29 protein-coding genes are annotated in these 26,989 nt (G+C 40.3%); 6 read left to right on the top strand and 23 right to left on the bottom strand.

Annotated elements, in window-relative coordinates; all coding sequences use genetic code 11:
- Positions 1–127 precede the first annotated feature (127 nt).
- Positions 128–1,426, top strand: coding sequence for an MFS transporter (locus MKL38_RS07600; RefSeq protein WP_005048427.1), 1,299 nt, complete (start codon positions 128–130; stop codon positions 1,424–1,426).
- Positions 1,427–1,488: 62 nt separating this feature from the next.
- Here MKL38_RS07600 and MKL38_RS07605 read toward each other — a convergent pair whose 3' ends face one another.
- The 14 genes from MKL38_RS07605 to MKL38_RS07670 all read right to left on the bottom strand — a co-directional run bounded on the left by MKL38_RS07605 (position 1,489) and on the right by MKL38_RS07670 (position 14,943).
- Positions 1,489–2,685, bottom strand: a complete 1,197-nt coding sequence (locus tag MKL38_RS07605) for a hypothetical protein (RefSeq protein ID WP_270902959.1) — start codon at positions 2,683–2,685, stop codon at positions 1,489–1,491.
- A 155-nt stretch (positions 2,686–2,840) separates the two neighbouring features.
- Positions 2,841–4,481: a thiamine pyrophosphate-binding protein gene (locus MKL38_RS07610; protein ID WP_270902960.1), complete on the bottom strand. Its 1,641-nt coding sequence runs from the start codon at positions 4,479–4,481 to the stop codon at positions 2,841–2,843.
- A 38-nt stretch (positions 4,482–4,519) separates the two neighbouring features.
- Positions 4,520–5,986 (bottom strand): aldehyde dehydrogenase, encoded by a 1,467-nt coding sequence (locus MKL38_RS07615; protein ID WP_270902961.1) that lies wholly within the window; start codon positions 5,984–5,986, stop codon positions 4,520–4,522.
- A gap of 13 nt (positions 5,987–5,999) precedes the next feature.
- Positions 6,000–6,791 carry an aspartate dehydrogenase gene (locus MKL38_RS07620; RefSeq protein ID WP_270902962.1) on the bottom strand — a complete coding sequence of 264 codons (792 nt, stop codon included), beginning with the start codon at positions 6,789–6,791 and terminating at the stop codon, positions 6,000–6,002.
- A 15-nt stretch (positions 6,792–6,806) separates the two neighbouring features.
- Positions 6,807–7,601, bottom strand: a complete 795-nt coding sequence (locus MKL38_RS07625) for an SDR family oxidoreductase (protein ID WP_056478455.1) — start codon at positions 7,599–7,601, stop codon at positions 6,807–6,809.
- A gap of 15 nt (positions 7,602–7,616) precedes the next feature.
- On the bottom strand, positions 7,617–8,441 hold the full coding sequence (locus tag MKL38_RS07630) for an alpha/beta fold hydrolase (protein ID WP_270902963.1): 825 nt from the start codon (positions 8,439–8,441) through the stop codon (positions 7,617–7,619).
- A 36-nt stretch (positions 8,442–8,477) separates the two neighbouring features.
- Complete coding sequence (locus MKL38_RS07635; protein ID WP_003653112.1) at positions 8,478–8,999, bottom strand: cupin domain-containing protein; 522 nt, start codon at positions 8,997–8,999, stop codon at positions 8,478–8,480.
- Positions 9,000–9,022: 23 nt separating this feature from the next.
- Positions 9,023–10,246: an MFS transporter gene (locus tag MKL38_RS07640; protein ID WP_003653114.1), complete on the bottom strand. Its 1,224-nt coding sequence runs from the start codon at positions 10,244–10,246 to the stop codon at positions 9,023–9,025.
- A gap of 42 nt (positions 10,247–10,288) precedes the next feature.
- Entirely contained in the window at positions 10,289–11,500 is a 1,212-nt protein-coding gene (locus MKL38_RS07645; RefSeq protein WP_016138960.1) for an NAD(P)/FAD-dependent oxidoreductase, read from the bottom strand.
- A 28-nt stretch (positions 11,501–11,528) separates the two neighbouring features.
- Complete coding sequence (locus MKL38_RS07650) at positions 11,529–12,458, bottom strand: VOC family protein (RefSeq protein WP_270902964.1); 930 nt, start codon at positions 12,456–12,458, stop codon at positions 11,529–11,531.
- An 11-nt stretch (positions 12,459–12,469) separates the two neighbouring features.
- The gene (locus tag MKL38_RS07655) at positions 12,470–13,234 is read right to left on the bottom strand and encodes an SDR family oxidoreductase (RefSeq protein ID WP_017391727.1); all 765 of its coding nucleotides are present in this window, start codon (positions 13,232–13,234) and stop codon (positions 12,470–12,472) included.
- A complete protein-coding gene (locus MKL38_RS07660) occupies positions 13,227–14,294 on the bottom strand; it encodes an aromatic ring-hydroxylating oxygenase subunit alpha (protein ID WP_017388716.1) in 1,068 nt (355 codons plus the stop codon). Before MKL38_RS07660 ends, MKL38_RS07655 begins: the two co-directional genes overlap by 8 nt.
- A 16-nt stretch (positions 14,295–14,310) precedes the next feature.
- Positions 14,311–14,610, bottom strand: coding sequence for a recombinase-like helix-turn-helix domain-containing protein (locus MKL38_RS07665; protein WP_003653124.1), 300 nt, complete (start codon positions 14,608–14,610; stop codon positions 14,311–14,313).
- A gap of 27 nt (positions 14,611–14,637) precedes the next feature.
- Complete coding sequence (locus MKL38_RS07670) at positions 14,638–14,943, bottom strand: non-heme iron oxygenase ferredoxin subunit (protein ID WP_003653126.1); 306 nt, start codon at positions 14,941–14,943, stop codon at positions 14,638–14,640.
- A 273-nt stretch (positions 14,944–15,216) separates the two neighbouring features.
- Between MKL38_RS07670 and MKL38_RS07675 the strand changes: the two genes are divergently transcribed.
- Positions 15,217–16,029 (top strand): IclR family transcriptional regulator, encoded by an 813-nt coding sequence (locus MKL38_RS07675; protein ID WP_003653128.1) that lies wholly within the window; start codon positions 15,217–15,219, stop codon positions 16,027–16,029.
- A gap of 47 nt (positions 16,030–16,076) precedes the next feature.
- Here MKL38_RS07675 and MKL38_RS07680 read toward each other — a convergent pair whose 3' ends face one another.
- The 4 genes from MKL38_RS07680 to pnuC are packed head-to-tail and all read right to left on the bottom strand — an operon-like array spanning position 16,077 to position 18,124.
- Complete coding sequence (locus MKL38_RS07680) at positions 16,077–16,376, bottom strand: hypothetical protein (RefSeq protein ID WP_270902965.1); 300 nt, start codon at positions 16,374–16,376, stop codon at positions 16,077–16,079.
- A gap of 22 nt (positions 16,377–16,398) precedes the next feature.
- Positions 16,399–16,866, bottom strand: coding sequence for a hypothetical protein (locus MKL38_RS07685; protein WP_270902966.1), 468 nt, complete (start codon positions 16,864–16,866; stop codon positions 16,399–16,401).
- A 21-nt stretch (positions 16,867–16,887) separates the two neighbouring features.
- Positions 16,888–17,487 carry a hypothetical protein gene (locus MKL38_RS07690; protein WP_270902967.1) on the bottom strand — a complete coding sequence of 200 codons (600 nt, stop codon included), beginning with the start codon at positions 17,485–17,487 and terminating at the stop codon, positions 16,888–16,890.
- Positions 17,488–17,533: 46 nt separating this feature from the next.
- Entirely contained in the window at positions 17,534–18,124 is a 591-nt protein-coding gene (pnuC, locus tag MKL38_RS07695) for a nicotinamide riboside transporter PnuC (protein ID WP_005048460.1), read from the bottom strand.
- A 402-nt stretch (positions 18,125–18,526) separates the two neighbouring features.
- Between pnuC and MKL38_RS07700 the strand changes: the two genes are divergently transcribed.
- From MKL38_RS07700 to MKL38_RS07715, 4 genes are all read left to right on the top strand, one after another.
- Positions 18,527–19,471, top strand: coding sequence for a DMT family transporter (locus MKL38_RS07700; protein ID WP_132071922.1), 945 nt, complete (start codon positions 18,527–18,529; stop codon positions 19,469–19,471).
- 194 nt (positions 19,472–19,665) lie between these two features.
- Positions 19,666–20,454 carry a crotonase/enoyl-CoA hydratase family protein gene (locus MKL38_RS07705; RefSeq protein ID WP_270902968.1) on the top strand — a complete coding sequence of 263 codons (789 nt, stop codon included), beginning with the start codon at positions 19,666–19,668 and terminating at the stop codon, positions 20,452–20,454.
- 34 nt (positions 20,455–20,488) lie between these two features.
- On the top strand, positions 20,489–21,373 hold the full coding sequence (locus MKL38_RS07710) for an alpha/beta hydrolase family protein (RefSeq protein WP_270902969.1): 885 nt from the start codon (positions 20,489–20,491) through the stop codon (positions 21,371–21,373).
- Positions 21,374–21,395: 22 nt separating this feature from the next.
- Positions 21,396–21,956, top strand: coding sequence for a TetR/AcrR family transcriptional regulator (locus tag MKL38_RS07715; protein ID WP_270902970.1), 561 nt, complete (start codon positions 21,396–21,398; stop codon positions 21,954–21,956).
- 44 nt (positions 21,957–22,000) lie between these two features.
- On the opposite strand, the gene pgaD is transcribed toward MKL38_RS07715, so the two are convergent.
- The 5 genes from pgaD to MKL38_RS07740 all read right to left on the bottom strand — a co-directional run bounded on the left by pgaD (position 22,001) and on the right by MKL38_RS07740 (position 26,974).
- A complete protein-coding gene (gene pgaD / locus MKL38_RS07720; protein WP_005048472.1) occupies positions 22,001–22,420 on the bottom strand; it encodes a poly-beta-1,6-N-acetyl-D-glucosamine biosynthesis protein PgaD in 420 nt (139 codons plus the stop codon).
- Positions 22,421–22,508: 88 nt separating this feature from the next.
- Entirely contained in the window at positions 22,509–23,765 is a 1,257-nt protein-coding gene (gene pgaC / locus MKL38_RS07725; protein ID WP_270902971.1) for a poly-beta-1,6-N-acetyl-D-glucosamine synthase, read from the bottom strand.
- 13 nt (positions 23,766–23,778) lie between these two features.
- Entirely contained in the window at positions 23,779–25,773 is a 1,995-nt protein-coding gene (pgaB, locus tag MKL38_RS07730) for a poly-beta-1,6-N-acetyl-D-glucosamine N-deacetylase PgaB (RefSeq protein WP_270902972.1), read from the bottom strand.
- A 244-nt stretch (positions 25,774–26,017) separates the two neighbouring features.
- Complete coding sequence (locus tag MKL38_RS07735) at positions 26,018–26,356, bottom strand: FKBP-type peptidyl-prolyl cis-trans isomerase (RefSeq protein ID WP_270902973.1); 339 nt, start codon at positions 26,354–26,356, stop codon at positions 26,018–26,020.
- A gap of 87 nt (positions 26,357–26,443) precedes the next feature.
- Positions 26,444–26,974 (bottom strand): YaeQ family protein, encoded by a 531-nt coding sequence (locus MKL38_RS07740; protein ID WP_270902974.1) that lies wholly within the window; start codon positions 26,972–26,974, stop codon positions 26,444–26,446.
- Between the last annotated feature and the right edge of the window lie 15 nt (positions 26,975–26,989).

Below are 26,989 nucleotides of genomic sequence, written 5' to 3' on the forward strand. Positions count from 1 at the left end.
TTTAAACCGTTTTGTCTTTTCTTGGTTAACCCAATCTACACTCATCTATAGCACAAATTTCCTCCATTTACTTTTAATTCACTTTTCCATTAATATCCAAGCTTCGATTACAACAATTAAGTAAAAAATGGATCAAGAATTAACGTTGCAGGATGCGAACTATCTGAATAAAGAAGATAAACGAACCCTCGCCCTTTCTTCACTGGGTGGTGCTTTGGAGTTTTACGATTTTGTGATTTATGTGTTCTACGCCAAAATCATTTCCGACCTCTTTTTCCCAAGTACGCTTAGTCCTTTTTGGGCCATGCTCAATACTTACGGTATTTTTGCAGCAGGTTACTTTTTTAGGCCGTTAGGCGGGGTTGTGATGGCCCATTTTGGCGATCTAGTTGGGCGAAAAAAACTATTTTCGCTTTCTATTTTACTGATGGCCCTGCCTACTCTGTTTATCGGAATATTGCCCACTTTTGAAAATATTGGTTATTTGGCACCGCTACTTTTATTGCTCATGCGTGTGGTGCAAGGTATTGCAATTGGAGGTGAAATTCCTGCCGCGTGGACATTTGTGTCTGAACATGTTCCCGAAAGAAAAATTGGACTGGCCAATGGTTTACTAACTGCCGGACTGTCTTTAGGAATTTTATTGGGCGCACTGATGTCTTTATGGATTTCACTGAATTTTAGTGAGGGACAGATTCACGACTGGGCTTGGCGTATTCCTTTCATTGCAGGCGGTATTTTTGGCCTTGTAGCACTTTATTTACGGACCTATTTAAAAGAAACACCTGTGTTTAAAGCCATGCAGGCACGTAAAGAAATCTCAAAAGAAATGCCGGTTAAACAAGTGTTAAAAACACATAAAACAGCCGTTGTGATTGGGATGTTATTTACGTGGTTTTTAACAGGCTGTGTGGTGGTGGTGATTTTAGCCATGCCAAATTTATTAACTGGTACGTTTGGTTTTGAGCGTGCCCAGACTTTTGAAATGCAAAGTGCAGCCATTGTCATGCAAATGGTAGGCTGTATTTTGGCAGGCTATTTTGCTGACCGTTTTGGCTGTGGCAAAGTCATGATGGTCGGTGCGCTTGCCGTGGCACTCACAGCAGCAGTTTTTTATAACAGTTTGGGGCACGCGGCACATTCAACCATTTTTGGTTTATATATGTTGTTGGGTCTATGCTCTGGTACCGTCGGCATGGTGTCGAGCAGTATGGTCAAAATGTTCCCCGCGCCTGTTCGCTTCTCGGGCATTTCATTTTCTTATAATTTATCGTATGCAATTGTTGGTGGTATGACACTGCCTTTAGTCCATTGGCTTAGTCAATATAGTGATATCGGTGCGATGTATTATATTTTTGCGCTCACCATTTTGGCCTTTGTGACTGCGTTTGTATTTTGGAATAAGTTTGAAAAGTCCAGATATTAAAAGAGCTTATCTATTAAATAAAAAACCACGCAACGGGCGTGGTTTTTTTAATCTTGTTCGCTTTAGAAAGTAAAACCGATATTAAAGTTAATTCGGTATAACCACTTATCACTGTTGGGTGATGTGGCAGAGGTATACCCTGTTGAGTTGGTCGCCCCACCAATAATGTTGGAGTTTTTGCCCCACGTGTAATCTGCCCAAACCATAAATGGCGAAGCAATAAACATCATACCTGTAGTGTTCATTTGTGAATCTGACCAATCATCACGTTTTTTATCGAGATAACTATAGTCATTATAAAACTTAATGGCTTTTAGCTTGCCCATATTTGTGACAGGTAAAGTGTAGGCAAGGTTTAAACTGGCAATCGTTCCTTCCGAAGCAATGAAATAGGCAGGTGTAAAACCGTTATTGCCCATTAAAGTCATATCACTATTTACACCGTCCGGATTTTTAGCATCGTATTGATAGTGAATGACTGAACTTTGTAAGTTAAAGCGCTTGTAGTTGTTGTCGGTATGCAAACCAACCGCATAATATTTGCCATCTTTATCGGTAATTTTATTATGTAGCTGGGCAATCGCACCAGACACACCAACCTCTTGTTTACCAAAATCAGTTTCTAACTTACGCACAATGCGGGTATTAAACTGATGGCGCTTTTCATTCTGGTAGGCTTTTTGAGATGGAAATGCATTTTCTTCCAGGTCATCATAAGTCGCACTTTCAGGTGAATAACGCAAGTTGGTCTCTAGCATTTGCGGATAATAACCGAGCTTTACATCCCAATCTTTGTCGTGATAATTCCAGTTAAGTCCCGGTGCAATATTGTTGCCATAGCCTAAAAAGAACGGAATGTGATAGGTCCAGCCATTTTGCGGATATGGATAAATCGTAAATGGTTTATAGACCAAACCTGCTTCAATACTGTTATTGGCATCTAAGTTATAACCGACATATGCTTTTTCAATGGAGGTTTTCTGTTGGTCTTGGAACAGATAGCTCGCATTGATATATGCATCATCAAACTTACCTTTGAGATCAACCCTGAAAATATCAAAATAGAGCTTACCAAAACCACGGTTTGGCCCTTCCCAATCTTCATAGCGCTGATTTAACCGAACCACCCCACCTAACTTTAATGAGTCAGTTCCATCATCACTTTTCCATTCAAGTAATGAGTCTTTTGCAAACGCACTTGCACTCATCCCCATAGCGAGTGGTGCAATGAATGCCATGATCAATGAAGTCTTTTTCATCTCTACATCCTTGATTGAGTTCCAGCATCCTGCTGGAACTTTATTTGTTTTACCTGTAAAACTTCGTTTTTATTGTTTTTTAGATAAAAAAATATATCTAAAAAAAGGATGGCTTAGCAGCTCCCATCGCATATGTACTAAACCATCCAAACTGGTTAATACAGTTTCTTTTGCGGTGGACCCGCAAAGTTTAATGGTCCAATCGAGTTCATATCGAGCTCAATTACCGTTGGTCCTTCAAATGCAACCGCCTCTTGAATGACAGTTTTAAACTCATCTGCACTACCGACTTTCCAGCTTTTCACACCCATTGATTCGCCAAGAAGTTTGTAATCTGGTGTATGCAATTCATTGAAATACTGACGACCACCAAAGTAGTTGTTTTGAATGCCACGCATTACGCCATAGCCACCATCATTCATAATCATTAAGACCATGTTGGTGTTTTCTTGCACCATGGTCGCAATTTCGCCAATGCCAAGCATTAAGCCACCATCGCCTACCAAACCAATCACTTTTTTGTCAGGGTTAGCAACCGAAGCACCGATTGCAGTTGCAAGACCTAAACCAATTGCACCCGCGAGTGAGTGAATGTTTTGGTTCGGTGCTTGTACAGGGAACAAGCGACTCCCCCATGTGCTACCTGACATGGTGATGTCACGTACAAAAATGCCGTCTTGAGGTAAAGCTGCACGCAAGTGATCACAAATTAAAGCGTATTGGTCGATTTGCTTACGCAGTGCATCAATTGCAGCTTGTTTTGCAGCAACTACAGCAGCATCGTAATCGGCATCAACTTTTGAAGTACCTTGAAGCTGTTCCAACACACGTGTTAAGACATCTTTGGCATCACCACAAATGAAGTTGCGAATTTTATAATTACGTTGTTGAGCCATTGGGTTAGCATCAACCTGAATAATGTTTTCAGGGAACTCAACCGAATAAGTTTTGGTTTCATTACTACGTAAACGAGAACCCAATACAACCATTAAGTCAGCATCTTTTAATAACTGCTCAACCGCTGCCGAGTTGTGGAATGCACCCAAACTACGTGGATGATCATCTGACAATACACCACGACCGTGTGTAGATGACACAACCGGAATACCTAAATCTGCAATTGCTTTAACTTCAGCAACACTATTTAAAGTTCCACCGCCAATCCAGAAAATCGGACGTTTTGCTTTTCTGATTTCACTCACAAGAAGATCAATTTCAGCTTGATCTGCTTGTGGCAATTGCAATGCTTTGACTGGTCCAAGGTTAAGTGGCAAATCAATTTCTGCCGCTTGTACATCAATTGGCAATTCAACACTTACTGGCCCCATTGGAACAGTGGTTGCCACACGGATGGCTTCACGAATTACACCCACTGCATTGTCTGGACTTGTAATACGAAATGCCGCTTTGCTTGAGGCGCGTAAAAACGTAAGTTGGTCTTTGGTTTCGTGAATAAAACTTGCATCGCGGTCAAGATATTCGCGTTCAACCTGACCTGTTAAATGCAATACAGGGCTACCCGCATTCATCGCTTCAATCAGTGAACCCACCGCATTACCAGCGCCAGCACCAGTACTGGTCAGTGCTACACCCAAGCCTTTAAAGCGTGAGTGTGCATCTGCCATAGTTACCACACCCGCTTCACCACGAGCAGCAACAAAACGCATTTTTTCACGGCGTCCTACTGCGTCGGCAATAGGTAAATTGTGAATGGAAATAACACCATAAATACTATCAACTTGGTGCGCTTCTAAAACTCTTGCGATTGCTTCGCCTACATTTACACGTTCAGTCATGTCTGTTCCTCAAAATTTGTTTTCAGTCCTTGAATCTATTAATCGCACCAAGGGTTAGGCTGTTCATTCAGCCCCATATAAATACTCTTTTGCTGCATGTACGATAAAATGCCCAAACGGCCTTTTTCGCGCCCAATACCACTGTCTTTAAAGCCACCAAACGGCGCACTAATCGAGAACTTTTTGTAGGTATTAATCCACACGGTTCCCACTTCTAACACACGTGCAATACGCCAAGCTTTACGGTAACTTTCAGTCCAGATGCCAGCTGCAAGACCAAAACAACTGTCATTGGCTTGAGCAATCAAATCTTGTTCGTTGTCATATTTCATAACGACTAAAACAGGGCCAAAAATTTCTTCCTGACAAGTTTGGGCACTATTACTTAAACCCGTAATAATGGTGGGTAAGTAATAACTGCCTTTGGCATAGTCACCAGTGGTTAATGCTTCGCCACCCACCAAAACTTGCCCACCTTCACTTTTAGCAAGCTGCACATAGCGATCAACCGACTGCAAATGTTTGTCATTCACGAGTGGCCCTAAATGCACACCAGCCTGTTCAGGATGGCCCACGCGTAAGCCTTTGGTAATCTCAACCAGACGCGTTAAAAACTGATCGTAAAGACTGCTATGAATAAACAAGCGAGAACCTGCAATACACGCTTGGCCTGCTGAACTAAAAATGCCGTACGCTACACCTTTGGCAGCGAGTTCCACATCAGCATCTGGCAGAACGATTGTTGGTGACTTACCACCTAACTCAAGCGAAGTGGTAATGAGTTTGTCCGCTGCAATATGCGCTAAATGACGGCCCGTGGTTGTTCCTCCTGTAAAAGAGATTTTACGAACCAACGGATGTTGAGCAATTGCATCACCAATCACTGAACCACGACCAACTAACACACTGAGTAAGCCTTTTGGTAAACCTGCCTCTTCAAAAATTTTGGCAAGTTCTAAAGCAATCAGTGATGTTGCTTCAGCCGGTTTTAACACCACTGCATTTCCTGCTGCCAAAGCTGGGGCAAGCTTTTGAACTTCACTCGCAATTGGAGAGTTCCAAGGTGTAATTGCTGCCACAACACCTACAGGTTCATGCACGCTCATGGTCATAAAGTCTGGAGCACGTTGAGTGGTTAACTCATCATTCAGCATTTCACATGCCGCTGCAACATAACGTGCAGTCGCCGCAGCGCTCATCACCAAACCGCGAGTTTCGGTTAAAGGCTTACCGTTATCGCGTGTTTGTAGTTTTGCCAATTCATCGACACGCGCTTCAATAATGTCTGCAACTTTGTAGAGAATACGTGCGCGCTCATGCGGCAAGCTGTTTCTCCAGCTTGGTTGACGCCAAGCCTGATCAGCCTTTTCAATCGCTTCATTCACATCTTCAAGCGTTGCAGTCGAAATTTCTGCATTGACAGACTGATCTGCCGGAAACAGGCTTTGGATGACCGCACCGCGGCCCAAACGCCATTCACCTGCAATATAAATTTCCTTTGCCATGATCAAATCCTTCTTAAATCTGTATTGCTTCTACACTGTTGCGACAAGCACGAATCACGCTAAGCGCAGCCAAAGTTGATGTTTTCGGGTTACTTGCTAACGGCACGCCAACCAGTTCAATGGTCATTTGCCCAAAGCCACCTTCTGCCACAATGGTGTGTTTGTTTTTGTTGATGGTTGGATCAACAGTTAACTCGACCATGGTTTCATCCATTCCAAGTCCAGCAAGTGCAATCGTTGCAGCGACGTTGGCATTGGCCGGAAATTTCATGGCAGCTTCACGAGCAGTTCCGGTAAAAAAGACCGTAGCTTCAGTCACATGGTCTAAATCGACCAATTGTTCTGCATAACTGCCCTTCCAGCTTTTTGGACTTTTACAGCCTTTGTAAGTGACTTTTTGCAAGCCACCTTCTTTGGCTGCTGAAATACCGTCAATGCCAGCAATGGCACCTGCGAGTAAATGCAGATGGGCATCATTTTCTTCAGCTGTTTGTTTGAGCTGAATCAGAAAATCACTATCAGCCAAAGTTCCAACCGAAATCAGGCCTATGGTCCAACCTTTCGCTAAAACCTTTTGAGCATGTTCTTTCACAGCTGCTTGACCTGCCACCTCAATGACATAGTCTGGCGTACCATCACATTGCTCAATATCTGAAATCACCTGAATCTCTGAAGACACTTGTGATTGAACTTTTTCAACGCTACGAGACGGCACGACAATCCATTTCAGTTGCAAATCTTGAGGCAAGTGTGCATGCACTTCTGCTGCCATTGCGCCAAAACCAATCATCATCAACTTTTTCATGACAGCACCTGATATTTATAAATGTTTATTAAAACCACCTGAGACATCGAGTGCCGCACCTGTGGTGTACGATGCCAATGGAGATGCCAAGAAAACTAAAGCACGAGCAGGTTCTTCAGGACGACCTAAACGCTGCATTGGAATGCCGCGGTTTTTAGCAATATTGCCTGTCCATTCTTCCCATGACTGGTTTAAGTCCGAGCGAGTTTCATAACGGCGTTTCCACTGCGCGGATTCGACCATTCCGAGTAAAATCGAGTTCACACGAACACCATACTGAGTAAACTCATGAGCTAAAGAGTGTGTCAGATTCAACAACGCCGCTCGTGCTGATGAAGTGGCAATCATGTGTGGCTCTGGTTGTAACGCCAGTAACGAGTTCACATTGGTAATCGATGCATTTGCAGAGTGTTTTAAATCTTCAAGAAAAGCCCGAACCGGATGTAACACACTGAAATACTTCAGCTCAATTTCTTTCATCCAGTCTTCATCTTGCGTATTTTCAAAGTTTGAAACGCGGCCTTGTCCAGCATTGTTAATGAGCATATCAACATTGCCCAAATTGAGTTTTACGTCTTTGGCAAATTGTTGAACTTCTTCTTTTTTCAATACATTACATGCTTTGGTAAAAATATTGGCATGCGGATATTTCTCTAAAATATAGAGTTTTGAAGCATTCAAACGCTCTTCATCGCGACCACACCAAGCTACTTTTGCACCCTCTACAACCAATATTTCAACAGCAGCCAGCCCAATCCCAGAGGAGCCACCCGTAACAACTGCAACTTTTCCTTCAACTTGGAAGCTCATAATCCTTAATCTCTCTTACGATTGTTCCTGAATCGTCAACATAATTTGGTTAAATGCTTGCGGTTGGTCGACATAACTTAGATGTCCTGCATCTTGGATGATGTAGTGCTGTTCCAACTGCAATTCCTGAGCAAGCTCTTGTATACCTAACGCAGGAGTGATTTGATCTTGCTGCCCTGCAATGACTGTGCATGGGACTTTTAAATCTGTTAAATAATTACGTATTTCGTCATATGCGAGTAAGTACGATGCATGTGTGAATCCCTGTAGGGTCAACTGTTGCATCACCTCTGAAACTAAAGCCAAGGCTTGTGGTTCTTGTTTATAAATCAAATGAGGCCCACGGCTTTCTGCCATACCTTTAGCGCCTAATTCTTTCAACATTTTTGGTCTTTTTTCAAAAACCTGTATTTGTGTTTGTTCATCTTGACGTTGGTAGCCTTGAGCTAAATTGGCGATCACCAAATGCTCTACTCGTTCTGGGTAAAGTGCAGCAAATGCACTCGCCTGTAAGGCACCTAATGAGTGGCCAACAACAATTGCTTTTTCAATTTTTAAAACTTCAAACAGCGCTGCCAAACGCTTTGCATAATCGGTAGCATTGGGCTGATCAGTTAAAAGCTCATCTGACAAGCCATAGCCCGGTGCGTCCCAGGCAATGACATGAAAATGATGAGACAGCACTTCAAGTTGGTTCACCCATGAAGCAGAACCTGAACTAATGCCGTGTAACAGCACTAGGTATTCGCCCTGACCGGCTTCCCGATATGCTTGTTGCTGGCCTTGAACAGTCACCGTTTTAACCGGAAATTCTGCTAACTTTTCAATGAGTGTCATCATTTTTATTCCTTTCCCTTAACTCACGTCATCAAGCGCTTAACGTTTGATTTGAGACAATGGATGCTCTGGTGGATAGTTTGGAATCGTCGGTTTGCCTGTTCCTAACATCACACACATCAAGGCATCTTCTTGACCTGGGTTAAATAGACCACGGTAGATTCCTGGTGGAATTGAAATCAGGTCACGTTCTTTTAAACGGGTTTCGAATTTTTCGCCGTTGTGCTCAATGAACAAATCAATTTCGCCGCGAAGCATAAAGAAAACTTCTTCAACGTCGTGGTGAATGTGCAAAGGACCTTCACACTGAGGTGGCAACACCATGGTCGAAAACGTAAAGTTTTCTGCTGGTACAGTGTTACCGTCATTTGCAACACCTGTTGCGCCTGTACCCATATAACGCATTTGCGCACGGCGATATTTCGGGTCGTAATCGGCTTGGAACTTCAAAGCCTCAAAGTCATATTTACGTGTCTCAAAGCGAGCAATACGCGTGTTTAACCAATCTTCTAAAGAAGAATTTTCTGGTTGTGCCCACGATTCGAATTGTTGTGTAGTCATTTTTTAAACTCCTATACAGTGAATTAATATCGTTTTAAAAGAGGAACCAAGAAAAATGACCCGATGACAGCGACAGCAGCCAAGAAGGTAATTCCCAAATTAAAACTATGTGTTTGCATCACGATGTAACCGATAAGTACAGGTGCAATTGCACTTGCAAAATTACCCAAACCGTTAAATATTCCGCCCGCAGTCGCCCCTACATTTGAGGTCGTTACTTTTGCAAGCAGAGCAAATACAGCAGCCACTCCAAAACCCCAAGCCATCGCACTTAAAGACATCGCAGCAATAATCAATAATGGCTCGGTCATGATGACCATCACATACATGAAAATGCCGGCGAGTAATAAGCCGCTAAATACTTGAATTGCACGGCGACCCAACTTGTCAGATAAAAATGCACCGATGATTTCGCCAATTAACATGGCAATGAATGGAAAGCTTGAATACATCCCAAATTCTTTGAGGTTGAAGCCTTTGTCTTGTATTAAGTAAGAAGGAACCCAGCTATTTAAACCCCATAAATAAGTCATCAATGCAATGTTAAAAAGACAAACCAGCCAGAATGCTCTATTGCTCAAAAGTATTTTGGTATTGGCAATATGGCCTTTGAAATTGGTACGTTTACTCTCACCTTCAATTTCGACGGTTTTCTTGAGTTGCAAATTACGCAAACCGAAAACAATGCTGAAAATGGCAATTAGTGTTAATCCAGCCATCACAAAAAAAGTGGTATGCCAGTCATGGTGTGCCAAAACATTTGCAGTGATCGGGAACCCAAGGAATGCGCCAATCGGTGTTCCAAGTAAAAACATGGTTGAAGCACGTGCCTGCTGACGGTCTGTATAAGTCTGTTTAACAATGGTATAAGCCAAGGCAAACAACGGACCTTCTGCTAAACCCAACAGCACGCGTAAAATCAACATGCCTGAATAACTGGTGGTGAACCCCATGCAAAACATGAGTAAACCCCATGAAGTTACACTCCAAAACAGCATTTTCTTCGGGTTAAAAATGTCACCCAAAAAGCTTAGAAAAACTGATGAAAAACCATAAGCAAGTAAGAAACTTGTCATGAGCCATCCCAGCTTGGCCTTATCTTCAGCAATTCCCATTGCACTTTGGAAATGAGGATCTGAAAATAAAACCGCAATACTAATCTTGTCGAAAAATGCCAGTACCACACACACCATAAGGACAAAAGCAGGTACCCAATGCTTTAATCCACTTTTTTCTTCATTACTCATGTGTCATTCCTTCGATTTGGTAATGAGAACCAGATTTAATGTTTACGGTTTTAACTTCATGACATTAAATTCAGAATCTTCTAACAGTTTTGGGTCTAAAACAGTGTTGGCTTGCATCCAACGTTTTGCCAGTTTGACCAGTTTAGAATCATTAATGGCAATCATGTTCAGCAAACGATTTTCATGGTCCAGATATAAATAACTCACCTGATCTTCACCGCCTTGGCGAATCACCAACTCTTTCGTTTTTTCAGGTTGATACGTACCTAATATCTGGATATTAAAGTGATATTGATCAGACCAGAGCCAAGGAATATCGGTATATTCAGTTTCAATCCCCAGCATCGACTTCGCTGCGGCAATTGCCTGATTTTGTGCATTTGCCCAAGACTGAATGCAATAACCCAAACCCGGATGAATCGCGACATCGCCTGCGGCATAAATGTGTTGATCTGAAGTTTGTCCAAAGCAGTTCACCACAATGCCATCTTTCACATCGAGACCAGCATGTACACCTAACTCTTTGGCAATCTCGGCACCCGCGCCCACCACAACACAGTCAAATAACTGACTATTTTGTGGATGATTCACCACTTCAACTTTTTGATGAGGTGCTTCAACCAAGTGAAGGCTCTTGCTGTCTAAATGAATTTTTGTGCCTTGGGTTTCATGCATATTTTTTAAAAATGCAGAGACTTCAGGACTCACGCTTCTTGCACATAAACGGTCGCCATATTCAAAAATATGAACGTCTTTACCTTGCTTACGCGCAGTTGCCGCAATTTCAAGACCAATCCAACCACCGCCAATCACAGCGACATTTTTTGCATGCTTTAAAATTTCGGCTAAGCGTTCACAGTCATGCACATTACGTAATGTCACAACATTTGGAATGAACTGCCATGTATTCACTGGTACACGTGCACGGCTTCCTGTTGCAATCAGTAATTTGTCATAGGGCAAAACCTGACCACTTTCTAAATGAACCTGTTTTTGTTCACGATCAACTTTTGTTGCAATTTCCGGTTTGTGCCATTGAACGTTGAACTCTTGAACCTGTTCAGGAGAGAACAAGTTCAAACTTTCATAAGTTGCTTCTTTTGAAAGTACTTGCTTAGACAGTGGCGGACGCTCATAAAACACTTGATCTTCATTTGAAACCACGTGAATTTCGCCCACATAACCATTTTGGCGTAGTGTGCTTACTGCCCAACCCGCTGCCTGTCCGGCACCTACAATTACGATCTTTTCCATAGCCATCTTCCTTGTAAAGCAATACCTGTTAAACAGGCTTCACCTGACGGCGGGTTGTGTCATCAAGACCACCCTCAATCGCCCACTCGGTGAAAAGCTCTAGACGATGTTCTTCTACACGTGGCTGCCATTCTTCTGTCAAATAATCATCGTTGGTGTAATATTCAAATGCACCACCTAATGGTGAGTTGACGTACCAAAAATATGCTGAAGAAATTGGATGACGTCCCGGTCCAATAAAGGTTGACCATTCCGAACGATTCATATTTAAACCGCCCCCAATCACCTCATGAATATCACGTACGACAAACGCAACGTGATTTAAGCCGGCAGGTTTATTTGGAACGCTGAGCAAGAATAAATCGTGGTGATAACCTTCACCGCGACAACGTAAGAATGCACCGCGATTTTTGTAAGCATCAGATAAATGGAAGCCTACTTTTTCAATATAGAAATTTTCCGTGGCTGCTAAATCTGGTGTGAAGAACACGACATGTCCAATCGCAACAGGTTTACCTTTTTCATAGACAGGACTTGCCGCATTCACACGTTGAATATTGCCGTATTGGTTAATGCCTTCCGTTTTAAGTTCTTGAACATCTTTCACAAAACTTTGTTCAAAACGAATGGTCATACCATTTGGGTCAAGGCACTGAACTGTATTTTCTGAACGCTTAAAACCATTTACATCGGCTAGGCGGCCTGCTAAGTCTTCAAGGTCTTGAGCATGATCAACACCCCACGTGACTTCACGTAAAGTTGAACCTTGCTCAATCGCAGGTGGCAAACGGTCATCATCACAATTAAATAGATAAATCTTGCTACCATTTTGAGTCTGATATAAATCAGTGCCTTCAATATCAGAAGCACTTTGGTTTAAACCAAAATCTGCTAAAAACTTGTTTGAAGCGGCTCTATCTTCAACTCCAAACTTTAAAATCTCGATCCCTGTAATCATTTGACTACTCCTTAGTTAAAGACAAAACCGCCATTGACCGGAATATTTTGACCTGTCACAAAAGAGGACAAATCCGACAGTAGATACAATGCTGTTCCATTTAAATCTTGTGGAAGTTGCTGACGCTGAATCGCTCTTCCGTTGACATATAAATCGTGACGTTCCTGCGGTACATATTCAGTTGCTTCAACCAAAGTCAGACCTGGAGACAATGTGTTGACACAGATATTGAACTGCCCCAACTCTCTTGCCATTGAACGCGTCATGGCAAAAATTGCACCTTTACTTGCCACATAAGCCATCAGGTTCGGTGCACCCCATAAAGCAGTATCTGATGCAACATTAATAATTTTGCCAGCAGTTGACTGCTTTAAGTGTGGAACACATGCCTTACTGATCAGCCATGTGCCTTTTACATTAATATTCATGACCCGATCCCAAAGTTCAGGATCATAATCAATCATATTTTTCCCACCTACATTGGTTGCAAGCGCTGCACAGTTCACAAGGCCATCTAACCCTTTTAACAGCTCAACACTTTTTGCTACCGCATTTTCAATCGAGGTCGCATCGGCAAGGTCAACGGTGACCGCATGAACATGAAGTCCTTGTTTCTGTAACTCTTGTGCTTCTTGCTGAACGAGCTCAGACAAAATATCTGCCATTACAACCTCAGCACCAGCTTCAGCAATCGCTTGGGCGAAATCTCGCCCTAAACCACGTGCAGCACCAGTCACTAAAACTTTTTTGCCTTGCAGCAACGCTACATTAGCCATGAGCTTCTTCCTGCATCTCGATACGGTTTGATGCATTTAGTGCAGCAATTTTCTTTAATTGCTTTTCAGCTTCTTTCTTCATTAAACGGCGTAAACGTGCAAGACCCACATCGTGTTGATATAAGAATTCTCTTTCACGAGCATTTGGTGCAAGGTTTTCTAAAATAATGCGGTCTTGTTCCAACACATCCCAATGCAACTGTTCTAAGTGATTGCGATATAAGAAACGCCATACATTACGTTGCCAGCCACTTACTTTACGGCAGCGCCAGAAAAATACGCGGGTATTGTTGGCATCAATTGGCGTTGCATAACCCACAATCCAGAACTCGCCACCCGGACCAAATTGTTTACGATACGGAATTGAAAGACGTAACCAACTTGCACCTGTCGAACCGTATTCAACCCAGTCGAAGTTCACACCCGTTTGGCCTTCTTTTTCAAAAACAAAGCCATTATCTGTAGTACGGTGCTTCATCTCTGCGGTACGTTCACCATCTGCCATCGAGTGCGATGTCGCGTGTAAATATGTACCGTGCATTGGGTCCATCACGTTATCAATCGCGTATTGATGGTTTACTTTCCAGTCGGCTTGGCAAAGGAACGCACTCCACTCTTCGCTTGCAAGTTGTTCTGGGAACTCAAGCGGTTTTGGCTGTTCATTTGCGTCGATACCAAACCAAATAAAAATTGCACCATGCTGTTCACTAACTGGATAGCTTTTTAAGCATTTAGTTCCTGTCATTGGACATTCGTGAACGGCTGGTACATCTGCAACCACACCATCAGCACGAACTTCAACACCGTGATACCAACAAGCAACTCGATCACCTAAGTTCCAGCCTAACGAAAGACGAGCACCACGGTGCGGACAGCGGTCTTCAAGTGCGTGTACCTGACCTTCGGCATCACGCCAAACCACAATATTTTCACCCAAACGGGTAATTCCGACCGGATTGGCAGCCACTTCCCAACTTGCTAAAACCGGATGCCATTGATCACGTAAACCGAGTTCTAAATATTCTTCAGCGCTTTGTGAAGCTGATACGATTGCGTTCATTTTATTCTTCCTTGAATTAATAACCTAAACGTTGCATTTCTTCTGTAAAGCTCGCAGAAGTCCATTCATCACCAGATTCACAGCGGAAACCCTGCTGATTAAGTGCAGAAACAACGTCATCTAATGCTGTTGCGCCCGCAGAAAATGCCTGAATCAAGTTCTTTACAAAGTCTTGTTCGTAGACAGTTGGTTCTTTATAACGTGTTTGCCAAACCAACAATTCAGATTGACCAGGAATTTGAATATTGTTGATACCTGCATCGGTTGCCGGCGTTGCATGAATCCAGCTTGCCAACTTTTCATTAAATGTCTTCATTGTTCTGCTTCCTTGTACCTGTGAGGACTAGAGTTGAATTTGAATATCTTGTCCTTCAACACGAACTGGGTACGTACATAGGTTTCTACATCCCGGTCCACTTTTTAGCTCACCTGTCTGAATGTCAAAAATTGCTTCGTGCAATGGACATTCGACAGTTTGATCTTCGATAAATCCTTCGGTTAATAAGGCATACGCATGAGGGCAAACATTTTCAATCGCAAAGTAATTTTCATCGACGAAAAATACGCCAATTTTCTTCCCTTCAATTTCGATGGCTTTCGGCTCATCTTCGCTAACGTCACCCTGCTGACAAATTGAGATCCAACTCATACCTTGCGTCCTCATTTTGTTTTATATACAAAACATAATTTGATTTTCAAAACATGAGCTAAGCATAATACCCTTGATCATTTTTTGTCAAAGTAAAAATAAATAGATAATTCATTAGTTTAATGAATTTTAAATATTTTGTTACGTTTCAAACAAGAAACAAAGTTTTAAATATAAAAATTGTTTTATGTATTTTTAACAATTACAATAGTTCTAAAATAAAGCAGCATGCCCCAAATTGAACCTGGTTTTATTTATAGGAAAATGACACGAATGAGCCTAACTATTGAAGAAGATTCGCAAGAATCAGAAACAACAAAAAATGATGATCGATATTTAGTACCCGGTCTTGTACGGGGTTTAGCCATCTTGCAAGCATTTAACCAACAAGCACAAGAAATGACGATTACAGAAATCGCTGAAATTTTAGAAGTGAACCGTTCTAGTGCATTTCGTCTAATCTATACACTCGAATCTTGTGGCTATTTAAGAAAAGCTTCTCAAAAAACTTATGCACTTGATTCAAAAGTCATGGAATTAGGTTTTAACAGTTTATCTAAACTTTCATTGCTCGATTTATCGACGCCTTTAATGAAAGAACTACGTGATCAAACCAAACTTGCTGTGCATCTTTCTATTTTAGAAGGCACACATATTGTCTTTGTAAATAATATTCAGTCGATGGGAACCTTCACGAGTAACATTAGCTTAGGTACTCGCTGGCCTGCCCATGCAACCGTAATTGGTCAAATGTTATTGTCTGATTTACCTGAAACTGAAGTACGTCAGCGTTACCGTAACTTTGATGATTGGGATAGTTTTTCTGAACTGACTCCAACCAATTTAAAAACCTTATTGCAAAGATTAGTTTATGTAAAAACACAAAAAACGATGGTGAGCTGGGGTCATTATAATCATGATATGGCAGCCTGTGCGGCACCTATCTTTAAACAGTCAAATGGCAAAATGGTAGCGGTTATCTCTGTGAGTTGCCCAATTACAACTTATGATGAAAGAACGTTTAAAGAAGATATCGCAAGCCTAGTCGTTGAAACAGCAAACAAAATTTCAAAATTTATTTATTAAAAAAAGCGACGTTAAGTCGCTTTTTTTTTGCAATTTTATTTCACAAATTAAAAATTACGCTTAAATACGTTCCCATTCATATCTTGAAAAATAACTGTCGAATGGTTTTCTTTAATATCAAACTTTAAATACTGCTGTTTAAATTGTACAACAGCATAAAACTCTTCAGCACCATCATCTAAACCAGTAGCAGACACCTGAGTACCTTGTGGAAAATCCTTGAGCCATTCAGCATTATAAAAATCTGACACTGAATTAAAATCTATATATTTTGCGGGCTCAGCTATAATTTTTTGGGCCATCACATCAAACTGTTGCAGCTTATATATGACTAAATTCAGGATCATGGTTATTCTTAAAGGTTAATCATTAGCAGTCATCAATAGAGTGCGTATAGTAGTGTAATTTTCCATTACGGAAATGAAAATGTAAGCCATCATTACTACCTTCCCAAGGAAATATAGAGTAAGTATGATTTTCAGATATATCTATCTGCTTACCAAAAAACTTTTTAAACTCATTCTCGGTAGTTAAATGATTAAATAATCGAGAACCATACTTTAGACCGTTCTTCTGACTTACATATACTTTATCTAAAGATCCCGTAGAGAGTATCACTCCATCTTCATATACCCATTGATCTGGGAAATAACCACCATTGCATTCATCAACCTCACCTTTAATAACTTGCTTTGGTTTTTTCAGGCTATTTAAAGTAATATCAAAATCTTTCAATACTTTACCATGCCATAAAGGTTTAATATTTACTTGTGCATAAGAGGTCGTTGCTACTAAGAAACTAATACAAAATAAAAATATATGAGTTAAATTTTTCATAAAAATCCAGAAATTAATTATTTAAAAGTTTTGTGCCTTACTCTTATTGATGATCAAACCTTTTTGTTTGTCTTTCATAATGATTAAGGGAGATCCAACTTTTGTAGTTTTGGTATTATCCAAATATTTTTTCTTCTGTAAATAAATCTGTTTGTCTTTAATAGAGCTATCTATGGAAGTTTCATCATCCGTATAATAAGAAACATCTTGTGTATAAATATTTGACCAGTCCGCTATCCAAAAAATAATGAAATTTCCACCACGCTCCTGATAATTGTCTATAGCAAAGGTTTCAGAATCAATTTTATGTATGGTCTGGCCAGCTATTGAGGATATATCCTGATTTTTCGCTTTAAAATAATAGGTTTTATTTTTATCTAAATTGATAGCAAATACATTATAGCCTAGCGCATCAGCTATATTAGGCATAAAGCAAGAATAGCTTTGTATTTTTACCTGTGAGGACTGTGTAACTAATTTATTATTTTCAACAGGTTCATCTTTCTGACATGAATCAGGTAATTTACCGAGCTGATTTAAAGGTACAGCATTAACCTGAGCATTTGCATATCCAGAATAAAGAAATAAACAAAATAAAAGTTTTTTTAAAGTATGAGTCATCAAATAATTTCCAAAGAGGATTATTGTTTTAATATTTTCTCATAAATTAAACAGATTTTTTCAGATCTATATTATCAATCTGCTTTCTTTTAACCTTTTCCCATTGATACCAACCATAAGCTGCCATTAAAACAAAGGCTGCATATAATCCTGCAGTTAAAAATAAATCTTTATAGATAAACATACCTACATAAATAATATCAACGAATACCCAAAGTACCCATGTTGCAATATGCTTGCGACTGGTCCAGTAAGTTGCGAGCAAACTAAACGCTGCTAATTGCGAATCGAGCATTGGCACAGCTGCATCGGTAAAGTTTTTAAGAATCAAACCAAAGAGTAAGCCACCTACTGCCGCAATAATCATTTGAAAAATTGCTTTTTGAACTGCAATCGGTTCAATACGAATGTCGTGATCTTGCTGCTTTCCCTTAAACCAGTAGTAAAAACCATAAAAATTTACGACCATGAAAAAGAACTGTAAAATCGTTTCACCATAAAGCTTAAATTCGTAGAACAAATAAGCATATAAAACAAAGGCAAAGAAATTAAACAGCCAACACCACATGTTCCTAATAACAGTTAATCCAACTCCAATTAGGCTAATCAAGACTGCAAAAATTTCTAAAGGTGACATAAGAACAGCTTCTTATAGAGATCAATTCGACGAGGTATTATGAGAAAAATATCAGGTTAAGCAAACTGCTAATTTGAAATCAAAAAATCTATAGTTCATGCTTGAATATAATTTGTACTTTTCTATTTCTGTGTTATAAAAATATCACCTGTATTTTAATATACTTATCATGTTTTTATCTAAAGCCCATCTATGTCTGGCTCACCAATTATATGCCTTAGAGGTCAATATCTCTATGGCCGATTGGCGACGTCCATATTTTGGACAATTTGGCGCTTTGGATGAGAAAATCAAGATATTCCATTTGTAATATACCCCCTGATTTTCATAACAAGCCGCCATAAAACGCGGCTTTTTTTATGCCCTTTTAAAACACAAAAACCAAACTTTCTGGAGCTTTATATGAAGCCGTTATTTGAACAACAGAGTATTTCTACCCCGCAGACTCAGCCGGCTGTAGCATTATCTTCACCTTCTACTCGCCTCGCTACAGCCGGCCAATTTATTGCTGTCGTCATTATTTGGTCGCTTACCCCACTCGCGGCCGTCTGGACAGTACAAGAAATTCACTGGGCATGGGGGTTATTTATTCGATTCAGTTTGGCGATTCCAATCGCCTTACTCTGTCTACGATTTTTTCGTTTAAAACTCATCTTTAGTAAAAAAGCTGTTTTAAGTTATTGTGCCGGAGCCATTGGCTTATTTGGTTCTATGGCCTTTTGCTATATGGGCGCAGATAAAGTCCCCTCTGCCATTATTTCAATTATTTACGGTACTTCTCCGTTAGTGTCTGGACTCATCAGCTCTTTTTTATTAAGACGTGAACGTTTTTCGGCATGGCAGTGGCTTGGGCTCGGTATCGCTCTTGTTGGGATGAGCTTTACTTTAGGACTATCTTCATCAGGTTTTCAGCTCAACCGCATTGGTATTATGTTAGAGCTGATTGCGATGCTGTTTTATGTATTGTCGACTTTTGCCGTAAAATCTGTCGGAGCACATATTCCGCCAATTACACAAATGACAGGTGCTACTCTTGTTTCATGGGTCGGTTATATATGCCTGTTGCCTTTCTTTTGGTCACATCTTCCAACTGAATTTCCGAGCCTTAAAATTTCAATAGCGGTGCTCTACAGTGCAGTCTTTTCATCTGTGCTTGCCATGATTTTCTATTATCAACTCATCAAAGTCCTACAACCGACCACTGTGTTGCTCATTACCATTATTACCCCAGTTTTAGCTACATTTTGGGGAACATGGTTCAATCATGAACAGCTCAGCTCACATCTTATTTTAGGTTTAACGCTGTTATGCTTAGGATTACTGATGTATTCACGTCGTCCAACATAATGTTCTATAACCTGATTGAGGCTACTCATCAGGTTATTCTCCCCCTCATATTTATATTAATCTTAAGAATAAAAGTTTAGTTTTATTTTAATCCCCCTTCTATTTTTGTTTACGAAGTAGTCTATAAATTGTATTTGACACTTTTTAAACGATCGTTTAAAAACTTATTAAAGACAAATAAAGGACATCAAGACATGTCAAATCAAGAAGGAAAAGTTAGCCGTGAAACTCGCGGACATATTTTTTTAATTGGACTAGATCGGGCAGCAAAACGTAATGCCTTTGATAGCCACCTGATTAAAGATTTATCACTAGCGCTCACCGAATATGAAAATAATGATGAGCTGCGCTGTGCAGTAATATTTGCCCATGGTGAGCATTTTACTGCTGGATTAGATCTGGTTGAGTTACAACCTAAGCTTGCCACAGGTGTTTTTGATTTTAGTGATGAAGAAGTAAACCCTTGGGGCACTGTGGGTCGAAAACTGAGTAAACCTTTAATTGTTGCGGTACAAGGCTATTGTTATACCGCTGGTATTGAACTCTTTCTGAACGCAGATATTACGATTGCGAGTGAAAACACGCAATTTTCCCAAATGGAAGTTCAGCGCGGCATCTTACCTTTTGGTGGGGCAACAGCACGCTTTACACAAGCCGCAGGTTGGGCCAAGGCCATGCGCTACTTGCTTACGGGTGACCCTTTTGATGCAAAAGCTGCCTTGGATATGAACCTGATTACAGAAATTTGCCCTGAAGGTACTCAAATCAACCGTGCAATAGAACTGGCTGAACATATCGCTCAAGCTGCACCACTTGCTGTAAAAGCCACTCTTGCTTCTGCACGTGAAGCCATCAATGAAGGTTATCAAGCTGCATTTAGTCAGTTACAAAATCATCTTCATCCCTTATTAAAAACTGAAGATGTGCAAGAAGGAGTTTTTGCCATGTTGCAAAAAAGACCTCCTGTTTTTAAAGGTAAATAACTTTCATCACGCTAGAAAAATAAAGAGAAAAGCAATGCAATTAGCGACTCAAACGAAAGATCAGCTTAGCCAAAATGTACAATTTTCAGCTTTAGATGACTATCAACTCAAGGGCACACGTTACTTTACGACGACACCAGCTAAAGCCAATATTGTCGTTGCTGGAGCTACTGGCGTACCACATGAGTTTTACCGTCGTTTTGCTGAATATATGACGCAATATGGTTATCAAGTATTCACCTTCGATTATCGAGGCGTTGGAAAATCGAGTCCAAAATCTTTAAAAGGATTTGATATGTCTTATTTAGACTGGGGACAATATGACTTAGCAGGTGTCATTGAATATTTATCACAAGAACCCCTACCTCTTCTAATGGTGGGTCATTCTTACGGTGGCCACGCATTAGGGCTATTACCTAATCATGAAAAATTATTGGCCTGCTACACTTTTGGCACTGGGGCTGGCTGGCACGGTTATATGCCACTCAAAGAACGTTTTAAAGTTCAAGTGGTCTGGAATATTGTGTTTCCACCTATCGTTGCTGTGACAGGTTATTTGCCTTGGAGCAAATTTAATATGGGTTCTGACTTGCCATTAAATGTGTATAAACAATGGCGAAAGTGGTGTAAAAATCCTAAGTATTTTTTTGCTGACCCAGAACAGCAACATTTAATTGAACAATATGCTTCTGTCAAAACACCAATTTATGCAGTATCGGCACTTGATGATGATTGGGCTTTACTGGCTTCTTGTCGTGCATTTATGCAGCATTATCGACAAGCTCCGGTCACATATATCAGCCTTCAACCTCAAGATGTTTCTATGAAAACAATTGGGCACATGGGCTACTTTAAAAAAGGTGCTGAACAGATCTGGAGTAAAATCCGTACTACTTTTGATGATTTGGTACAAGCCTGATTTATGTTTTGGATAATTTAAGATGAGACCGCAAAAACTTGCGAAAGAAGAATTGCTCAAGCACTGTGCTTTGCAGTTTAAAACCTATGGATACGCAGGCACCAGTATGGACATGCTGGCAAAGGCTTGCGGCCTAACCAAAGCTTCTTTTTATTACTATTATCCAAACAAAGAAGCACTATTGCTTGAAGTGCTCAATAGCACTCATCAGTATTTGATTCATTCTTTATTTGGAAATACGGTAAATTCTGAACTCTCTGCAATTGAACGTTTTGAGCAAATGCATGAACGTGCTATTCATTTTTTTACACAAGGAGTGAATGGTTGCTTAATAGGTATTATTTCTATGGAAGCAGCATATGGCTCACCTGAAATTTTAGCCAAAATACGCAGCATTTTTGAGGACTGGCAACGTGCGATCCAATCTATTTTTGCGAAGAGCCTTGCTCAAGATAAAGCAGAGATTTTAGCAAAACAAAGTATTGCTGATTATGAAGGTGCGATCTTGATGTACCGTGTCACCCATGATGAATTTTATATTAATCAAGTCAAACAACGTATTCTTGGATTTCTCAGTTCATAAAAAATAAAGCCCACTTCAAGTGGGCTTTATTTGATTAATCAGGTTTATTCAACTCTAACAATCTTACCTAGTTCATCGTGGTGAACTACCGTAATTTTTTGGCTACGACCCTGCTCAATTTCATGTTCAGGTAAATCAAAATAGCGTGCATAATCATCAGTCTGTTTCATTTTAAGCGCACTACCACCGACACGACGCTCCGGTAGCACATGGCTCCACAATAATAAACAAATTGCGCAAGCAATTAATGCTGTAAGGCCATGTTCAATTCCTACACCAAAGGCACTAAATAAACGGTGTACCAAATGAGTTTTTTGTAGTTCAACCAATAACCATACAAACACGAACGGACGCCACAACAACAACCAAACCGCCCACATCATGGCTGTGCTTGTTGTAGAAGCATAGCGTTTATGCCATGGTAATTGACGGCGTAAATCAATAATCAACGAATCTGTCTTCATTTCTCTCTTTACCTAACGAAGTGCTGTGGTTTTTCCCCAGACATCAATACAGCACGATCTTTAAAATCTCATGACTCTCGCATTTCATCTAACGAATGCCCCGATCCGGGCTCACCCAACGTGCTCGTTTCTCATCTCCACGTCGTAAGACTTTTGGAAATGCCACAATGGTTGCCGAAATCGTAATTAACCAAAAGACAAGCGGGTACCAAATCATCCAGAAATAATTTTTTCCTAGGTTTGGTTCATAACGACTATCCATCCATTTGCTTAAAGCAAACTGAATTAGACAAGTTGCCCCCAATAAAATGCCGCTACCATACGGTAAAAATGGAGAGCTCACAACGGCTAGTGCTGGTAGTGGTAAAATAAAATGCGCCAACCACAATACAGCCATCGCTAGCATTAAATATGACCATACTAATGTTAAGCAAAGCTCAAACATTAAAGGCCATAAAAAATTCAATTTTGGCTTGGTGAACACATCAATATTTTTAATTAATACTTGTGCGCCACCCATTGCCCAGCGTAAACGTTGTTTCCACAACCCATTTAAGGTTTCAGGCATTAAAATCCAAACCAAGGCATTCGGTTCAAACTCAATATCCCAACCTGCACGCTGTAACTTCCAAGTAATATCGATATCTTCAGTCAACATATTGGGTGACCAATAGTCGACTTGGTGAACGGCGCTTTTACGAAAAGCCGTAATTACACCTGATACAGTAAACAAGCGACCAAAGGTACGTTGTGCACGTTTAATCATGCCCACAATCGAAGAAAACTCACCGACCTGAATACGCCCTAATAAAGTTGAGCGAGTGCGGATACGCGGGTTTCCAGTAACCGCAGCAACAGTCGGATTTTCAAGAAAATGACGAATCATCCACTTTGCTGCATGTGGATCAAGTAAAGCATCACCATCAATACCAATTAAAAACTCGGCATCGGTCATTAAGCTTCCGGCTTGCAACCCCATGGCTTTACCTTGGTTTTGAGCCAAATGAACAACACGCAGTTTTTCATGTTGTTCAGCTAAACGGTCGAGTACTTCGCCGGTATTGTCTGAGCTACCATCATTAATCGCGATGACTTCAAAGTGAGGATAGTCCAGTTTTAAAGCATGGCTAATGGTTTCTTCTGCATTATCCCCTTCATTAAAACAAGGAACTAATACAGCGACTTTCGGATAACTTTCTAATGGCGCTGGTTGATCGTAAGGCGGAGCCTGACGTTCTTTCCAATAGAAAATGATCGCCCCCATCATCCATAAATACGACATGAATAATGGGTAATAAAAAACAAATTTTAAGGCATACGACCATATTGCAGCAAAGATTGTCATGTTTCAGCCTCGACTACGGCACAAGACGAGATGATTTTTCAGCAAATGCTTTATTCATTACGTCCACATCCGGATGATCTTTAATTGGGTCATCTGGGTAATATCCGACATGCATTACACCTTGCTGATAAAGAGAATGAATTGTTGCTGCCATTTCAGCTGAAGGTACCTTTTCGTTTTTACGCCAGTCGGTTGCCTGTAATTCAAAAACAGTTTTCTTGATGCCATTCGGGTATTGTTTTACCCGATCAACCATATCTTTATAGAATTGATCAGCATTATCGACCTGCTCCATATAAGGCATTGCCATAATAGCTGTAAAATCATAACGCTTTAATGACTCTTCAAGAGATTGAGAGTACCAATTTTCCGCATATGGTTTTAACGCGACTTGCGCATATAAATTACGTGCGGTGAGCAAGAAAGGTTCATATTGTCGCACGTCATCAACGAGTTGCATTGCAAAATCATCTAGATATTTTGTCTTATATGCAGTCCACTTTTGTAAGTCTTGATCGTTTTCACGGATTTTTGCTAAATCTGTTGGCAAACCTTGCTTCGCATAAGCTTTTAAAGCATCAGGGCTTGCATCTTCATAATCAGATAATGTCACATCATCATGGAACAAGAGGCCATTAAATGGCGTTGATTTTGCCAAATCCTGATAAATTTCACGAATCGTTTGACGTGCATCGGCTGAGAACGGGCTTAAACGGATATACCCCATATTAAGGTGTTCACCTGTTTTTTCCTGCTGAGTCACCACCAAGTCCTTAGAAACAGGATCCGTTTTTGGTAGTTCCCACGCCAATAAAGGCATCCATGCATAAATACGACTTACAGATGTACGCGTTTGAATTTGCCATGCAACACGGTTAAATAAGTCTGCACGCATTGGAATATGACGGTTTGGGAAATAAACCATATCAGCAGAACCATTCGCATCTGGATCTGAAAATGCCTGTAAATAAACTGTATTTACACCCATGCCATTAATTCGATCTAACAAGTGTCCTAAATTACGCTCTTGTTGTTTCGGGTCTGGATCATAAATATAGTCCAGATCAATATGCATGATTTTTTGCGGACGATTATTATCCGTTAAATTTAATTCACGGTTTTTAATTTCTTGAGCCAAATCATCAGTTGTCATTCCACCTTCAACCAAAATACGGCTCATATTTTGTAAAGATTGTTTTGCATGGTCTGCCCCATCATCAAGTGTAATGGTCACTGGCATGCCTAATTTTTTTGCAATTTGAACAGTTTGCATATTATAGCGACCATATGGCCATACCATAATACGTGGTGAACGTAAGCCATGCGCTTTTAATAAGTCATTATTCTTTTTCAGGTCGTTATAAATTCGTGCCTGATATTGTGCATCGTTCTCATATGTTTGTGTTTTAACATCATAAAAACGTGTGGTCGCAGCAGGTTCTGAGTTACCTTGCGGGTTACCCGTAATACCGCGGTGCAAATGATAGCTATGGCTCGCAATTTCAACCAGACCACTATCTTGCATCTCTTTAAGCTCATTCCAGCTCAAGATTTTATCACGTGAAATTTCTTCGCCAGAGAAGTCAACTTTTTGACCAGCTTTTGGTTCTAACCATGAACCGACTACAGCCAAAACAACCGGAATCTTTTTTGCTTTAATAACAGGATATGCATTTTGATAAAAAGACTGATAACCATCATCTACAGTCAATAATACTGGCTTAGTCGGCAGTTGATATTTGCCTTGATGTGCACGAATTAATTGATCAACGGTAATAAAATGGAAACCATTCTTTTGCAACCATTCAACATGCTGTGTAAATTGTTGAGTCGTTACCGCATACTCAGGAATCATTGCATTTTTTGTATCAGTAATTTCATGATAGCCAATGACCGTAAGTGTTGAAGCATCAATTTTTTGTGGTTTAGCCAATGCCATACCAGACATGCCAGTAAGGGCTAATCCAAGCGTAAGATTCAACAAAGGAGATGCAAAGCGGATAGTCATGAAATAGCGTCTCAATAACAATATAGATTATTTATGTGAAATTTAATGTTAAGACGCAAACTTTCTGAAATTTGGTCTTAATATCATCCTGCCCACAAATGAACAGTTTTTCAGTCAGCATTTATAATCAAATAACCTGAAAATAAGCTTAAATATTCAAAAAGCTAAAATATAAATTATGAATGTATTTATATTTAAAGCTCATATAAACAAGAAAGCCCCCTAAAGGGCTTTAAGTTTTTCGCTAGTCACGGGTTTTGACATCGAATAATTCAATTTCAAAAATTAAATTAGAATTGGCTGGAATAATCTTACCCATTTTACGCTCACCATATGCTAAATGAGCAGGCACGATTAATTTACGTTTACCGCCAACTTTCATTCCCATGATACCTTGGTCCCAGCCTTTAATGACACGACCGGTACCAATCACACATTCAAAGTAATTACCGCGGTCAATTGAAGAGTCGAATTTGGTACCGCCTTCTAACCAACCTGTATAGTGAGTCGTAATCAAAGCACCTTTAACTGCTTCTTTACCTTCACCGATCTTTAAGTCGATAATTTCTAATTCATTTGACATCGTTTTACCCCTTAACCTCAATCTTTTACCTACAACTGGTGCCTAGTGTACCAATTGAATCTGTCGAATTTGTTGTGCTTTTCTATTTTACTGTAACTGGCTCCACACCACATTTGCTTGCCCCTTATCACCTAAAAGGGTCCATTCTGTGTCCATCACATTTAACTGTAGCTGCATGGTACGTTCACAGAGTTGTTCTAACTCAGCTGTGCTTGCAGGTGCGATTTGCCAAACCTGAACGTTACTTAACGTTTTAATTTTGCTATTTCTCTTCCACCACTCTTCGACTTGTGTGCTATACACAACAATCGCAACTTTTTTACAGCGTGCACTCGCCTTTTTAACTTTATCTTCAGATGGCAAACCGACTTCAATCCAAGTTTCCAATTGACCCGTTAAATCTTTTTGCCATAACGCTGGTTCATCAGTTTCAAAAAGATCTTTTGTAAACTCAAGCTCATCACTTGCAAAACGGGCAAAGGCCATTAAACGAACCATTAATCGTTCTAATGTTTCAGAAGGATGCAAGGCAAGCGTCAGTTGGTAATCACCATAAATATGGTCATCCATATTGGCAATATTCAAGTCTGCCTTATAAATTGTTGCTTTAAGCGCCATGATTAATATGTTCCA

It is taken from the genome of Acinetobacter sp. AOR14_HL (assembly GCF_027855175.1).
Taxonomy (GTDB): Bacteria; Pseudomonadota; Gammaproteobacteria; order Pseudomonadales; family Moraxellaceae; genus Acinetobacter; species Acinetobacter calcoaceticus.